Consider the following 14,830-nt stretch of genomic DNA (forward strand, 5'->3'; position numbering starts at 1 on the left):
GGCCGTTCGAGTGTCGCTCACGCGGCTCTCTTGAATTTCGCAGAGGGCAGATCTAGAAGCGAACTTCTTCGTCGCCAGCGGCGCGCCGCCCTCGTTGGTGAGGCGTATATAGTCGGCAGGCGTCCAAAGTGTCAACAACGATTTCGGTCTTTTTTGAATTTTTTGCGACGAAAGATTGCGGTGCCGATTTTCGCTAGCCGACTTCCGCTGCGGCATGGGGATAACAAAGCCGACCACCACCAAGGAGCCCTATTGCCGCCTCATTGCGGTTTGACATCAAGGCCCAACGAAGCTGGCGCATGCACCACCGGCGCGGCGCCCTTATAAGCGACTGTAAGAGAGCCACTATGAGAGAAGTATGACTGGGGATCTCGGCCGAAGCCAGGCGCTTCGTTGACTTCGCCCGCCGTGACAGGCAAATGTCATGGCCACAACAAAAGCGACAAGCCGTCCCGCCCGGGGAAGAAGCAGCCTTTCTGGATGCCAGATACGGAAAATGTCATAGCCGAACTCGGCAACGAGCCGCCGCTGATTGCGGACGGTCGCAGTGGCCCGCCCGACCGGCGCGAGGTTTCGGCGCGCTGGCTGTCGGGCACTTTTCTGACTGGCGTGACGTCGAGCGTGCTGATGGGCGTGGCGCTGTTTGCAGCCCTCGACGGCCGTCAGCAATTGGCAACACCGCCCGAGATCGCGGAGCTGATCAGCCTTGCAAGAGGCGACGATTCCGGCGAGATCGCCAAGACCACCAGGCTGGTGGCGCCGCGCCAGATCGCCAAGGCCAAGGACCGCCGGCGCATGGAAGTGTCGATGGTGACCAAGGTCGGCGACCGCGATGTCATCCACACCATGCCTTTCGTGCAGATCAAGATGGCGCTTGCCGCCGGGCACACGACCAGCCGAGCCTATCCGCCTTTCAACCCGATGCAGGTGTTTGGGGACGACCGCGACGGCAATGCCGGTCAGCCGGCGACCGCCGCCGCCGGCCAGATCTATGGCGCCAAGGTCGAAAGCGAGATGAGCCTGAAGACGGTCGATTTCCCGATCGAGAAGGCGGCCTTCGACGAAAAGAGTGACTTGTCCGCCGACGAGGTGGAAAAGGTGGTGCGCCAGGCCGGCACGGGCCTGAGCGACGGCGCCGTGCAGGTCGCGTCGCTGCATTATGTCGACCCGCAGCGATTCGGCGATGCATTCGCCGAGAGCATGGCCGGCTCCTACGACGTCAGGATCGTCCCGGAAAACGTCTCGGTGTCGCCGCGAGCTGCCCCCGATGATCAGGCGCCAGCCTTCGCCGAGGAGATCATCCCCTTCACCAGGGACCGCAACATCGTCGAGGCCTTCGCCGATTCCGGCTATACCGGCGAGGACGCCACCGGCATGGCCGAGGCGATCGCTAAATTGCTGAATGCGACAGCGCTCAAGGCGGGAACCGTGCTTCGTGTCGGCCTCGAGATCCATGGCGACGCCGCCAAGGTCGTTCGCACCGGCATCTACGACAGGGCCCAGCATATCGTCACCATCGCGCTCAATGATCACGGCCAGTATGTGCCGGCGCAGGAGCCGGAGCCCAATCCCGAATTGCTGACCGCGTTCGATGATTCGCCGCCGGTTGTCGTGCGCGGCAATCTGCCGAACGTCTATGACGGCATCTACCGCGCCGCCTACTCCTACGGCATGTCCAAGGCGATGACCAAGCGGGTGATCAAGCTTCTGGCGTCCGGTGTCGATTTCCAATCGCGGCTCAATCCGTCGGACCGCATCGAGGTGCTGTTCTCGCAGCCGGATGGCGACGACCAGGCATCCGACGAATCCGAGCTGCTCTATGTCTCGGCGACGTTCGGCGGCACGACGCGCAACTTCTATCGGTTTCAGATGCAGGACGGCAGTACCGACTATTTCGACGAGGACGGCCGCAGCGCCCAGCAATTCCTGCTGCGCAATCCCCTGCCCGCAGGAAAATTCCGCTCCGGCTTCGGTGCCCGCAGGCATCCGATCCTCGGCTATGTGCGCATGCATACCGGCGTCGATTGGTCAGCCGCCATCGGCACGCCGATCATCGCTGCCGGCAACGGTGTCGTCGAGAAGGCCGGCTGGGCCGGCGGCTATGGCAAACAGATCATCATCCGCCACGCCAATGGCTACGAGACCTCCTACAATCACCAGAGCGCATTTGCCAAAGGCATCGCGCCGGGCGTGCGCGTCCGCCAAGGCCAGACCATCGGCTTTCTCGGCCAGACCGGCCTCGCCACCGGTCCGCATCTCCACTACGAGCTGATCGTCAACGGCACCAAGGTCGATCCGATGCGCGTTCGCCTGCCGGTCGGCAAGGTGCTTAAGGGCGACGACCTCGTCGCCTTCAAGCGCGAGCGCGGGCGCATCGATGATCTGCTCAATCAGGAAGACAGTGATTCGCTGAAGGTCGCGAGCGCCAAGATCGAAGGCTGAGCTGACCTTGAAGCCTTCCGGGCTCCTCAGCTCTGCGGAGTCTCAGATACACGCGACCATGGCAGTCGTTCGCCGGAGACGGTCGTCCACGCCACGATCGCCGAGAGCAGGCAAAGCAGCGCGGTCGCCAAGGCGACGGCTGCGAAAGCTGCATCGCTGGCGGCAAGCCTTACTGCATCGAGATCCGGTGCCAGGCCCGCCGGCGCCGGTTCGCCGAAACCCGGAATGCCGGATGCGGCACCGCTATTCAGAACTGCCGCATAGACCAAGGCCGCCAGTGACCCCATCGCCGCCACTGCGATCAGGCCGCCAATGCGCGAGACGGCATTGTTGATTCCCGAAGCAGCACCCGTATCCTTGTCCTCGACTGCCGTCATCACCGCCGTCGACAGCGGCGACACGACCAGCGCCATGCCGAGCCCCATCAGCGCCATCAGCGGAAACACTCCCCACCAGAAACTGTGGATGCCGGCATAGGCCAGCAAGGCAAGCCCGGCAAAGCCGACAGCGACGACGAGACTGCCGCTGGCGATCGGAAAACGCGGGCCGATCCGGTCGGACCACTGGCCGACCGGCCCCGACAACAGCGCGATCAAGACCGACAGCGGCAGGAAGATGAAGCCGACCTCAGCCGCGCTCAGCCCCCATCCGGCGATAAGCAGCATCGGCAGATAGAACAGGTTGGCCGACAGTGCGAAATAGAGGAAGAAGGTCGCCACATTGGCGCCGGCGAAGGCGCCGACCCGAAACAGCGAGAGATCGATCATCGGATCGCGCTGCCGGCGCTCGAAGACAATGAACATGATGAGCAGCAGCGCGCCGGCGGCGATGCTCGGGCCGGACATTTGCCCCTCGCCCTCTGCGCTCATCGAGGTCAAGCCGTAGGCAAGCGCTCCGAACGCCAAGATGGCGAGGGCAGCGCCGCCGAGATCGAGGCTGCGCTTTTCCGTCGGTGCGTCGGCCGGGACCTTGGCGAGCAGGAGGTAGATCGAGACAAGACCAAGCGGCAGATTGATCGCGAAGATCGCCCGCCAGATGCCGTCGCCGAAGGCCGACAAGACAACGCCGCCCAGCACCGGGCCAAGCGCCGTCGTCAGCGCCGAGGCCGCCGCCCAGATGCCGATCGCCCTGCCGCGCTCCTTCTTCGGATAGGCCTTGGCGATAATGGCGAGGCTGCCCGGCACCATGATGGCAGCACCGATGCCCTGAATGGCGCGAAACGCAATGAGCGCCGGCGGGTTCGGCGCCACCGCGCAGGCAAGCGAGGCGGCAATGAACAGCGCGATGCCTGCCACAAAAGCATGCCGCAGGCCAAAACGGTCGCCGGCGGCGCCGCCGACAAGGATGAGTGCCGAAAGCGTCAGCGCATAAGAGTTTGAAATCCACTGCGCCTCGGCGAAACTTGCGCCAAGATCGACGCGGATCGCCGGTGTGGCGATGGCCAGGATCGAACCGTCGATGAAGCCGAGCGCGGAAGCCAGGATCGCCGCGATCAGCACGAAGCTGCGCCGCGATTGCGGGCAAAACGTATCGGCCGGCAGCGGCCTGGCCAGGGGGACGGCTTCGGCGCCGACTTCACTTGGAGAACGCATTAAGCCTGCTTAGCCCTCCTATGCGCTGGCAACAACCGGCCAGAGGACTGCTGTCGTTGAAACCAGAACAGGATCGGCACTTCGATGCCGTTGGACCGCGGCTCCTTCACTTGCGAAGATCATCGGCTGATTAATGCACGTGCCAAAAAATCCTGCCCCCCGAGCCAACCCGGGGGGGTGCAGTGATTTGCGATAAGGCGGTCAGTCGATGAATTCCACCGTGACGCCCGGCGAGACGATTTTTGCCAGTTCGCGCGCGTCCCAATTGGTCAGCCGCACGCAGCCATGGCTTTCGGTTTTGCCGATCTTGGAGGGGTCAGGCGTGCCGTGAATGCCATAGGTCGGCTTGTCCAGCGCAATCCAGACCGAGCCGACGGGGCCGTTCGGACCCGGCGGGATGGTCAGGATCTTGTTGTTTTCGCCCTGCTTGAAATTGATGTTCGGATTGTAGGTGTAGTTCGGATCTAACGCGACCCGCGACACTGCATGCGTGCCGGTGGGCGAAGGCGTGTCCGCCGAGCCGATGGTGGCTGGATAGGCCGCGATTAGCTTGCCCGACGCGCCATAGGCGCGGACCTGCTTCTTGCCCTTGTCGGCGATGATGCGCGCCACCGGCTCCGCCACCAGCCTGCCGAAATTGGCGACCTTGATGATCGTGCCTGGACGATTGAAATTGGCTTCCGGATTGAGCGCCTTCAGATAGTTCTCGTCCATATGGAACCGCTCGGCCAGCGCTTCGGTGACGGAGGTGTAACTCAGCCGGTCGAGCTGCGCCTTCTGGCCGTAGTCTTCCGGCACCGAGGCGACATAGGGGCCGGCCGCATCCTCGGGCGTGATGCTGTATGAGGCGAAGGCATCGCCGCCGGACTGCTCAAGGGCTGCCTGGATGCCAACCACATCGGTCGACCGCAAATTGCTGCCGGTGATCTCGTTGTAGGCGGCGAGCGCCTTGTCGACATTCGAGCCGAAGCGCCCGTCGACGACGCCGGGCGAAGCGCCGGCGCGGTCGAGCAGCACTTGCAACGCAGCAACATCCTGTCGTGCACCGAGTGAAAGCGACGGATCGGCGACAGTCTTGCCGCCGATCTTTGGCGGCAATGCCGCCTGGTCGCCCGGGGCCGTCGGCTCGACCGGTTCGATCGAAGCCTCGTCGAGCGGCTGGCGCTTGACGGTGCGCGGCTTTATCGGCTGCGGCGCTTCCGGATAATCGTTGCCATAGCTGCCGTCATCCAGCGGCGCTTCGGGAAAAGCTTCCACATAATTGTCGCTGTACGGATCGTATTCATCGACCGGCGGTACGACGATCAGGCCTTCCTCTTCCAATTGCCTGCGGCGCAAGCGCGCCGTGTCTTCCGGGTCGTCGAGATAATAACGGTCGTCCTCGACCGGTCCGAGATTGCGCAGGCGCTCGCGGCGGAGCGCGCGGCGGTCGAACCTGGTCTGCGGCGGCTGGATGGCGAGGACCTGGCCGGTTTCCGCATCGACGATGACGCGGTTCCCCCTGGCGTCGTAATAGACGTCGAAATCGCCGTTCTGGGCGACCAGCACACCACCGGCATTGGCCGCACGGGCAGATCGCGGCGCGATGTCCTCCGTCGGTGCGGCCATCGCGCTCGAAGAAAGCAGCCCGGCGGCGAGCGCCGAAAGGGTGAAGATCGTGCGGAACATGTTGGCCAAATTCTCCGGTCCGTAATTGCCGCCGCCCGGCGTTGTCTCTTTAGAGCGCCCCGCGTCCCTTCGGACGCGAAAGGACGCTCTAATAGTTAAAATCTTCGCACCAAGCTTTCCGAAAATCGAATTCGATGTTCGGGCCTATGCGGCAGGCGAACCCCTTCGCCAGCAAATCAGTTGCCGACCATAAGGTTCCAACATGAACCGGGCATGAAGATGGCGGATTTCTGGCGATGAGAGCAACATAGCTAGCTGGCCGCGAGTCCCAATTCCTTGCGCGCCTGCTTCGTCAGCTTGAGTACGACAAGGCGATGGCTTTCGCGCAGATAGTCCTTCAGCGCGGCATCATCCATGCTTTGGCTTGTCTGGCGCTGGATCCATTTCATGCCGCGTGACGCAAGATAGGGCGCGGGCCGAAGGCCCGGCTGTTCCTTCAAGATGTCATAAGCGATGTCGGAGCATTTGAAGGTGACGAACGGCTCCTTGCCCTCACTCCAACCGCCTATCGCGAACACCTTGGCTCCGACCTTCCAGACATGGGCGCCGCCCCACTGGACGACATGGCTCGTCGACGGCAGCGAGGCGCAGAAGCTGTTGTAGTCATCCAGCGTCATCTGCGCCCCGCCGTTGAGTGTTTAATTATGTGGCGGCCTCGAATCAGGCCGCCGCCTCGGTCGCCACGACCGTCGGCTTCGAGCGGAAGTTCAACCGGTCGGAACCTGCGGTGACCTTGACGGTCGAACTGTCGAGGATGTCGCCGAGCAGTATCTTCTCCGCCAGCGGGTCCTGCAGTTCCTTTTGCATCACCCGCTTCAGCGGCCGCGCGCCATAGGCCGGATCGTAGCCCTTGGCCGCCAGCCAGTCGATCGCCTCCTGGTCCAGCGAGAGCGTGATCTTGCGATCGACGAGCAGGTTTTCCAGTCGCTTGAGTTGGATCTCGACGATGCGGCCCATATCCTGCCGGCGCAGCCGGTGGAACAGGATCACTTCATCGACGCGGTTAAGGAACTCCGGCCGGAACGATACCCGCACCACGCTCATCACCTCGTCACGTACGGCATCGACGTCCTGGTTCTCGTTGAGATTGACCAGATATTCGGCGCCGAGGTTCGACGTCATGATAATCAGCGTGTTACGGAAATCGACCGTGCGGCCCTGCCCGTCGGTCAGGCGGCCGTCGTCGAGCACCTGCAGCAGCACGTTGAACACGTCCGGATGCGCCTTCTCGATCTCGTCGAACAGCACGACCTGGTAGGGCCGGCGCCGCACCGCTTCGGTCAGTGCCCCGCCTTCCTCATAGCCGACATAGCCGGGAGGCGCGCCGATCAGCCGGGCGACCGAGTGTTTCTCCATGAATTCCGACATATCGATGCGCACCATGGCGCTCTCGTCGTCGAACAGGAAGCTGGCGAGCGCCTTGGTCAGCTCGGTCTTGCCAACGCCCGTCGGTCCGAGGAACATGAACGAGCCGATCGGCCGGTTCGGATCCTGCAGGCCGGCGCGGGCACGGCGAACGGCTTTCGACACGGCCTGCACCGCCTCGCCCTGGCCGACGACGCGCTTGCCGATCTCGTCTTCCATGCGCAGCAGCTTGTCACGCTCGCCTTGCAGCATCTTGTCGACCGGAATGCCGGTCCAGCGCGACACGATATGGGCGACGTGATCGGGGGTGACTACCTCTTCGACCATGCCGACCTTGCCGTCTTGCGCCTCGGCCTGCGTCAGCTTTTTTTCGAGTTCCGGAATCTTGCCATAGGCAAGCTCGCCGGCGCGCTGGAATTCACCCCTGCGCTGGGCAATGGCGAGCTCGTTTCGCGCCTCGTCGAGCTGTTTCTTCAGGTCGGCCGCGAGCCCGAGCTTCTGCTTCTCGGCCTGCCACTTCGAGGTCAGTTCGGTCGATTCTTCTTCCAGAGCGGAAAGATCCTTTTCGAGGCGGGCGAGCCGGTCCTTTGACGCGTCGTCCTTCTCGACCTTCAGCGCCTCACGTTCGATCTTGAGCTGCATGATGCGGCGGTCTATCTCGTCTAGCGCTTCGGGCTTCGAATCGACCTGCATCCGGAGCCGCGACGCGGCCTCGTCGACAAGGTCGATGGCCTTGTCCGGCAGGAACCGGTCGGCGATATAGCGGTTGGACAGCGACGCTGCGGCGACCAGCGCCGAATCCGAGATGCGCACCTTGTGGTGCTGCTCGTATTTTTCCTTCAGGCCGCGCAGGATGGAGACGGTGTCTTCGACGGTCGGTTCATTGACGAAGACCGGCTGGAAGCGGCGGGCAAGGGCGGCGTCCTTCTCGACATGCTTCCGGTATTCGTCGAGCGTCGTCGCGCCCACACAGTGGAGTTCGCCGCGTGCTAGCGCCGGCTTCAACAGGTTCGACGCATCCATGGCGCCATCCGCCTTGCCGGCGCCGACCAGCGTGTGCATCTCATCGATGAACAGGATGATGCCGCCAGCGGCAGCGGTAACTTCCGAAAGGACCGCCTTCAGCCGCTCTTCGAATTCGCCGCGGTATTTGGCACCGGCGATCAGCGACCCCATGTCGAGCGCCATCAACTGCTTGTCCTTGAGCGATTCCGGCACGTCGCCGTTGACGATGCGCAACGCCAGCCCTTCGGCGATCGCCGTCTTGCCGACGCCGGGTTCACCGATGAGCACCGGATTGTTCTTGGTGCGGCGCGAGAGCACCTGGATGGTGCGGCGGATCTCGTCGTCGCGGCCGATGACCGGGTCGAGCTTGCCGGCGCGGCCGTCGGCGGTCAGGTCGCGCGCGTACTTCTTCAGCGCATCATAGCCCTGCTCGGCGCTCGCCGAATCGGCGGTGCGACCCTTGCGGACGTCGTTGATCACCTGGTTCAGCGCCTGTGGCGTCACGCCGGCCTTGGTGAGGATGTCGGCAGTCTTGGCGGATTTCTCGACCGCCAGCGCCGTCAGCAGCCTCTCGACCGTAACGAAACTGTCGCCGGCCTTCTTGGCCAGTTCCTCGGCGGTCGAGAACACCTTGGCCAGCGGCTGCGCCAGATAGAGCTGGCCGTTGCCGCCTTCCACCTTGGGCATTGCCTCAAGTGCCGTCTCGATGCCAAGCTTGACGTCGCGGACGCTGCCGCCGGCGCGCTCGATCAACGACGCGGCCAAGCCCTCGTCGTCGTCGACGAGCACTTTCAATATATGTTCGGGAGTGAATTGCTGGTGGTTGCGCGAGAGCGCCAAGGTCTGCGCGGACTGGATGAAGCCGCGCACGCGCTCGGAATATTTTTCAAGGTTCATCTCTGTCTCCTTCCGTCACCGGCCCGCTTTGCGGCACCGGATCAGATTGCGGTGACGGACCCGCCCGTTCGAGCCGGGTCCTGTTCACGCGAGATATGGGGCGCAAGCCACGGACCCTCAAGACGTCCCAATAATGGTGAATGCATAATATTGCCCGGGTGCGCAAAACAAAAACGGCGGAGATTTCTCTCCGCCGTCCAAGAATGTCTGAAGGCCTTGCTCTATCAGTTGTTGACGTCGATGATGGCAGGCTCGCCACCGGCGTCTTCCGCCGGCGCTGCATTCACGTTATCGGCGCCAGCATTGTCGTTACCGCCATCCACCTGATCAGCGTTGACGCGCGGACGGCGCGGACGCCTGGGGCGGCGGGCAGCGCCGCTTTCGGCGGCTGCTTCGTTCACCTCGGCCTGGGCAGCCAGAGCCGCCGGCGAAAAGCTTTCGAACTGCGGCGCGGGTTCGGCCACAGAAACCGGCTCGACCGGAGACACAGTTTCCGCCTGTATGAGCGTCTCGTTCTGTACCGGTGTCTCGTTGCGCCGGCTCTGATCGCCGCGCCGGTTCTGATCGTCGCGTTGTCCGCCCGGCTCGCCGCGCGCACCAAATTCGCCGCGCTGGCCGTTCTGGCCGTAGCCGCCATTGGGGCGACGGTCGCGATGGCGGCCGCCATTGTCGCGCCCACTATTGTCGCGCCCACTATTATCGCGCCCACCGGTATCGCGCCCACCGGTATCGCGATTGTCGCGGCCGTTTTCCTGGTTGAACGCCAACTCGGCTGGCGTGCCGTCGATGACCGGCTGCGGGCCGCCAGAGTGGTTGACCACCGGAGCCGCAGTCTCACCGACATTGCTGTTGCCGGCATTGTCGAACTCATCGCGATCTTCGTCGCCGTCATCGTCGAAATCGTCGCGGTTCTGCTGAGCGCTCTGGATCGGTAACTGCGCCTGCGCGGCAGCGATGATGCGATTGTAGTGCTCGGCGTGCTGGAGATAGTTTTCCGCCATCACCCGGTCGCCGGAGCTTTGCGCGTCACGGGCAAGGGTCGCGTATTTTTCGGCGATCTGCTGAGCCGATCCGCGGATCTTCACATCCGGACCGTTGCTCTCGTAGTTGCGCGTCAGGGGATTTGGGCCCTTGCGGTTATTGTTGTTGTTATTGCCGCCGCCATTGTTATTGCGACCGCGCATGCGCCTGTTCTGCTGTTGTGGCCTCATTCGACTCTCTTCAATTTTGAATTTTCGAAAACTTTTTCACGAACGGAGGCGCTCATGCAGCCAGCCGTTTCGTCTCTTCACCGGCGTTCGCCCGCATCGATTGCGTTGGCGCCACGTGTCATCCTGTTCCGGTTACATCACTTGTCGGACGATTCCCGCACGAAGCTTGGGCGTCGTTTGCGCAAGAAGGCAGCTATTTCCAAGGAAACCGAATCGCTAAGAGCACTGCCTGCTTCGTCTCATCCGGTTAAGGCGACCCTAGCCGCATTCCCCGGCATTGCCAAGCGCTTTTTTCGCACTGCATCACGGCTTTGTCAGTTCAAAGATCAGAACCCTCTCGTTTCCGCCAAAGTCTCGGAATACCCCCGCCGGCACATAGCCGGCTGCGGAGAATATGCCTGTAACCTCTTTGCGTTGGGTGTGGCCGATCTCGACCGCAATCCTGCCCTCGGCTTCCAAAAAACCTGCCGCCTCGGCGGCGATGATCCTATAGGGACTCAGACCATCCACGCCGCCGTCGAGGGCTTGGCGTGGATCGAAATCGCGGACTTCGTCCTGCAGATTTTCAATGTCTATGGATGCTATATAGGGAGGGTTAGCGGCAATTACATGGTATCGGCCAAAAACTTTTTCGAACCAGTCGGATTTGAGCACCTGGAACCGGTCGGCTAACCCCAATTCCCTGGCATTGCGCATGGCGGTTGCCAGCGCGCCTTGCGAAATATCGACACCGGTAGCGACCGCCGCCGGAACGGCGCTGAGCAGCGCCAGCGCGATGGCGCCGGTGCCGCTGCCGAGATCGAGGATGCGGCATTGGCCTTGCCGTTCCGCTGTCGCCTTCACGAAGGGCAGCACCGCTTCGACCAGCGTTTCGGTGTCCGGTCGCGGCTCAAGCGTTTCCGGTGACAGCGACAGGCGCAAGCCGTAGAATTCGCGATAACCCAGGATGCGATGCACCGGCTCGCCGGCGATCCGCCGCCTCAGGGCTGAATCGATCGCGGCAATCGCGCCGGCATCGACCCTGCTTTCGGGATCGGCGATGGCTTGTGTGCGGGTCGTGCCGGAAATATGTTCGACGATCAGCCTTGCATCCAGCGCCGGATCGGCGACTGCGGCCGCGGCAAGGCGTGCCCGCGCCGCTTTCAGCAGTGGCCCTAACGTACCGGGCAGACTGTCAGCCATCGAGGCCGATATCGGCGAGCAGCTTCGACTGGTGGTCGGCAATCAGCGCGTCGATGATCTCGTCGAGTTCACCCATCATCACCCGTTCGAGCTTATAGAGCGTCAAATTGATGCGATGGTCGGTGACGCGGCCCTGCGGGAAATTATAGGTGCGGATGCGCTCCGAGCGATCGCCCGAACCGACCTGCGATTTGCGCGATTCGGAGCGTTCCTCGTCAGCCTTGCTGCGCTCGAGGTCGTAAAGCCTGGCGCGCAGGATCTGCATGGCTTTCGCCCGGTTCTGGTGCTGCGACTTCTCCGCCTGCACCACCATGATGCCGGTCGGCAGATGGGTGATGCGCACCGCCGAATCGGTGGTGTTGACGTGCTGGCCACCCGAACCCGAGGCGCGCATCGTGTCGATGCGGATGTCTTCGGCCCTGATGTCGATGTCGACCTCTTCCGCTTCGGGCAGCACCGCAACCGTCGCCGCCGAGGTATGGATACGCCCGCCGGCCTCGGTCGCCGGCACGCGCTGCACACGATGCACACCGGACTCGAATTTCAGATGGGCGAAGACCCCCTTGCCCGAAATGGTGGCGATGATTTCCTTGTAGCCGCCGACCTCGCCCTCGCTGGCCGACACCGTCTCGAAACGCCAGCCGCGTGCCGCAGCATAGCGTTCGTACATGCGGAACAGGTCGCCAGCAAAGAGAGCCGCCTCGTCGCCGCCGGTGCCGGCGCGGATTTCGAGGATGGCGTTCTTGTCGTCTGCGGCATCCTTGGGCAGAAGCAGGATCTGGATGTCCCTCTGCAGCGCCTCGATGCGTTCCTTGACCTCGGGCAGATCGGCCTCGGCCAATGCCCGCATTTCGGCATCGGTGCTTTTGTCGGCGAGCATCGCCTGCAAGTCGGCCTGTTCATGCTCGGCGCTACGCAGCTCCCTGATCTTTGCCACCATCTCCTGCATGTCGGCATATTCCGACGCCATCCTGACATAGGCGTCCGCCGCCGGCCCGGCCGACATCTGCGCTTCGAGCATATCGAAACGCTTGACGACTTGATCCATACGGTCGCGGGGCAGGTTGATCATGGCGAAGGTCTACAACGGAATGGAGCGGTCGTCGGCAAAGGCTTGCAGCAGCGCCCGCATCGGCAACCCGTAGGCCGGCGCCATAAGATTGTCGTCGAAGAACGTCTCCAGCTCGGCCAGCGGCAGTTCCGTCAGCATCGCCTTGACCGGACCGATCGAAGCCGGCGACATCGAGATCGACCGGTAGCCAAGGCCGATCAGCGCCATCGCCGAGATCGGCTTGCCCGCCAGTTCGCCGCACAAGGTCACCGGGGTTTGATTGCGCACCCCGGCGTCGGCAATCTGCTTCAGAACGCGCAGGAACGGCGTCGACAGCGCATCGAAACGGTCGGAGAGCTGCGTGTTGCCGCGATCGACCGCCATAACGAACTGGAACAGATCGTTCGAGCCGACCGAGACGAAATCGACGGCCTTCATCAGCTCGTCGAGCTGGAACAGCAGCGACGGCACTTCCAGCATGGCCCCGAGCTTCAGGCTGGTCGGCAGATGATGGGCAAAACGCGACAGATGCCGCACCTCGCGATCGATGATTTCGCGCGCCTGTGCGATCTCGCCGAGCTCCGTCACCATAGGCAGCATCAGCTTCAGTTCACGCCCACCGCAGGCCTTTAGAAGCGCACGGATCTGGGTGCGCAACAGGCCCGGCCGGTCGAGCGTCAGGCGGATGGCGCGCCAGCCGAGCGCCGGGTTCTCTTCCTGGATCGTGTCCTTGAAGTAGGGCAGCACCTTGTCGCCGCCGATATCGATGGTACGGAAGGTCACCGGCTTGCCGCGCGCCGCGTCGAGCACGTCGCGGTAGAGCCGTTCCTGGGCTTCCGCACGCGGAAAGGTCGAGGCGACCATGAATTGCAGCTCGGTGCGGAACAGACCGATGCCGGCGGCGCCCGCCTCGGCAAGCTGCGGCAGATCGACGGCCAGGCCCGCATTCATCAAAAGGTCGACCTGGACGCCGTCCTTGGTCACCGACGGCTTCTTGCGCAGTTCGCGGTAGACCTCCTGCCGCCGCGCCCGGAAGCGGACCTTTTCGGCATAGGCGGCTTCGAGGTCGGGCTGAGGGCGCAGATGGATCGCGCCTTCTTCGCCGTCGACAATGATGGCGTCGCCGTTTTCCGCCATGGAAACGGCGCCCCTCATCTGGCCCGCGGCCGGTATGCCCATGGCCCGCGCCACGATAACGACGTGGCTGGTCGCCGCGCCGTCCTCGAGCACCAGCCCGCGCAGCTTGTCTCTGGGATAATCGAGCAGTTCGGCAGCCCCCATCGAGCGGGCGACGATGATGGCGTCCTTCGGCAGCGAGGCCGCGACATCGTCCGGCCCCCGCCCCATCAACTGGCGTAGCAACCGATTGGCGAGATCGTCGAAATCGCTCATTCGCTCGCGCAGATACGGATCGGTCATGTGCAGCATGCGGGCACGCATGTCGCTCTGCACTTTTTCCACCGCTGCTTCCGCCGTCAGGCCGTTGCGGATCGCCTCTTCCAGCCGGCGCACCCAGCCGCTGTCGTTGGCGAACATGCGATAGGCTTCGAGCACCTGGCGGTGTTCACCCTCGAAGGCGACTTCGCGGCGTTCCAGCATGTCGTCGATGGAGAGCCTGAGCGAACCGAGGGATGCATCGAGCCGCCTGATCTCCTCATCGCTGTCTTCGTTGAACAGATTGGTGACGACGATGCGCGGCTCGTGCAGCACGACATGACCGAGCCCGACGCCTTCGTTGAAGGACAGGCCGGTAAAGCTCACCGGGCGGCGCAGGTCGAGTTCGAGCCCGGGCCGGGTCAGCCGGGCAAGGTCGCCGGTGGCGATCATCTCGGCGATCACCATCGCCGTCGTTTCCAGCGCCTCGACCTCGTCGTCGCGATAGTGGCGCATGGTCTTGTTCTGGACGACCAGCACACCGAGCGTGCGCCCTGCCCTGAGCACCGGCACGCCGAGGAAGGAATTGTAGATCTCTTCCCCCGTCTCCGGCAGGTAGGCGAAGGCTGGATGTTCCTGCGCGTTGGAGAGATTGAGCGGCCGTGCTGAGGCCGCGATCGTGCCGACGAGGCCTTCCCCCAGCCTGAGCTGCGCCAAATGGACGGCGTTCGGGTTCAGACCCTCGGTGGCATAGAGTTCGAGCACCGAATCGGCGCGCAGCACATAGAGCGAGCACACTTCGGCGACCATATTGGCGGCGATATCGCGCACGATGCGGTCGAGCCGCTCCTGCGGCTCCAGCGGCTCCTGCATGAGCTCGCGGAGCCGTTTCAGCAAAACGCGCGGGCCACTGGCCGTATCACGCATCGCGGCTTGTTCTCCAATGGACATTTTGCCCGCCGCAGTTTCTCCCGCGGCCGGCGCTCACGCAACAACTCAATTAGAGCGCCATGCGTCCGATTGGACGCCAAAGGACGCTCTAA

At 63.3% G+C, this 14,830-nt stretch carries 10 protein-coding genes; 1 reads left to right on the top strand and 9 read right to left on the bottom strand.

Annotated elements, in window-relative coordinates:
- Window positions 1-240 (bottom strand): hypothetical protein (locus tag ACWTU7_RS20290; RefSeq protein ID WP_455846537.1); only part of this gene is annotated, 240 nt, incomplete at its 3' end.
- 240 nt (window positions 241-480) lie between these two features.
- On the opposite strand from ACWTU7_RS20290, the gene ACWTU7_RS20295 reads away from it, so the two are divergent.
- Window positions 481-2,442 (top strand): M23 family metallopeptidase, encoded by a 1,962-nt coding sequence (locus ACWTU7_RS20295; RefSeq protein ID WP_455839959.1) that lies wholly within the window; start codon window positions 481-483, stop codon window positions 2,440-2,442.
- A 26-nt stretch (window positions 2,443-2,468) separates the two neighbouring features.
- Here the strand turns inward: ACWTU7_RS20295 and ACWTU7_RS20300 are convergent, their stop codons facing one another.
- The 8 genes from ACWTU7_RS20300 to ptsP all read right to left on the bottom strand — a co-directional run bounded on the left by ACWTU7_RS20300 (window position 2,469) and on the right by ptsP (window position 14,714).
- The gene (locus ACWTU7_RS20300; protein ID WP_455839960.1) at window positions 2,469-4,034 is read right to left on the bottom strand and encodes an MFS transporter; all 1,566 of its coding nucleotides are present in this window, start codon (window positions 4,032-4,034) and stop codon (window positions 2,469-2,471) included.
- A 201-nt stretch (window positions 4,035-4,235) separates the two neighbouring features.
- Complete coding sequence (locus ACWTU7_RS20305; protein ID WP_455839961.1) at window positions 4,236-5,702, bottom strand: L,D-transpeptidase family protein; 1,467 nt, start codon at window positions 5,700-5,702, stop codon at window positions 4,236-4,238.
- A 251-nt stretch (window positions 5,703-5,953) separates the two neighbouring features.
- Window positions 5,954-6,319, bottom strand: coding sequence for an MmcQ/YjbR family DNA-binding protein (locus ACWTU7_RS20310; RefSeq protein ID WP_455839962.1), 366 nt, complete (start codon window positions 6,317-6,319; stop codon window positions 5,954-5,956).
- Between the two features lie 43 nt (window positions 6,320-6,362).
- Window positions 6,363-8,969: an ATP-dependent chaperone ClpB gene (gene clpB, locus ACWTU7_RS20315; RefSeq protein WP_455839963.1), complete on the bottom strand. Its 2,607-nt coding sequence runs from the start codon at window positions 8,967-8,969 to the stop codon at window positions 6,363-6,365.
- A gap of 224 nt (window positions 8,970-9,193) precedes the next feature.
- On the bottom strand, window positions 9,194-10,180 hold the full coding sequence (locus tag ACWTU7_RS20320; protein ID WP_455839964.1) for a DUF4167 domain-containing protein: 987 nt from the start codon (window positions 10,178-10,180) through the stop codon (window positions 9,194-9,196).
- A 303-nt stretch (window positions 10,181-10,483) separates the two neighbouring features.
- Window positions 10,484-11,362: a peptide chain release factor N(5)-glutamine methyltransferase gene (gene prmC, locus ACWTU7_RS20325; protein WP_455839965.1), complete on the bottom strand. Its 879-nt coding sequence runs from the start codon at window positions 11,360-11,362 to the stop codon at window positions 10,484-10,486.
- Window positions 11,355-12,434 carry a peptide chain release factor 1 gene (gene prfA, locus ACWTU7_RS20330; RefSeq protein WP_455839966.1) on the bottom strand — a complete coding sequence of 360 codons (1,080 nt, stop codon included), beginning with the start codon at window positions 12,432-12,434 and terminating at the stop codon, window positions 11,355-11,357. Before prfA ends, prmC begins: the two co-directional genes overlap by 8 nt.
- Window positions 12,435-12,443: 9 nt before the next feature.
- Window positions 12,444-14,714 carry a phosphoenolpyruvate--protein phosphotransferase gene (gene ptsP, locus ACWTU7_RS20335; protein ID WP_455839967.1) on the bottom strand — a complete coding sequence of 757 codons (2,271 nt, stop codon included), beginning with the start codon at window positions 14,712-14,714 and terminating at the stop codon, window positions 12,444-12,446.
- Window positions 14,715-14,830 lie beyond the last annotated feature (116 nt).

This window comes from Mesorhizobium sp. BHscii (assembly GCF_053848065.1).

Coding starts and splice junctions, on each gene's coding strand:
- ACWTU7_RS20295 (WP_455839959.1), top strand. CDS start 481: ATGCCAGATACGGAAAATGTCATAGCCGAACTCGGCAACGAGCCGCCG.
- ACWTU7_RS20300 (WP_455839960.1), bottom strand. CDS start 4,034: ATGCGTTCTCCAAGTGAAGTCGGCGCCGAAGCCGTCCCCCTGGCCAGG.
- ACWTU7_RS20305 (WP_455839961.1), bottom strand. CDS start 5,702: ATGTTCCGCACGATCTTCACCCTTTCGGCGCTCGCCGCCGGGCTGCTT.
- ACWTU7_RS20310 (WP_455839962.1), bottom strand. CDS start 6,319: ATGACGCTGGATGACTACAACAGCTTCTGCGCCTCGCTGCCGTCGACG.
- clpB (WP_455839963.1), bottom strand. CDS start 8,969: ATGAACCTTGAAAAATATTCCGAGCGCGTGCGCGGCTTCATCCAGTCC.
- ACWTU7_RS20320 (WP_455839964.1), bottom strand. CDS start 10,180: ATGAGGCCACAACAGCAGAACAGGCGCATGCGCGGTCGCAATAACAAT.
- prmC (WP_455839965.1), bottom strand. CDS start 11,362: ATGGCTGACAGTCTGCCCGGTACGTTAGGGCCACTGCTGAAAGCGGCG.
- prfA (WP_455839966.1), bottom strand. CDS start 12,434: ATGATCAACCTGCCCCGCGACCGTATGGATCAAGTCGTCAAGCGTTTC.
- ptsP (WP_455839967.1), bottom strand. CDS start 14,714: ATGCGTGATACGGCCAGTGGCCCGCGCGTTTTGCTGAAACGGCTCCGC.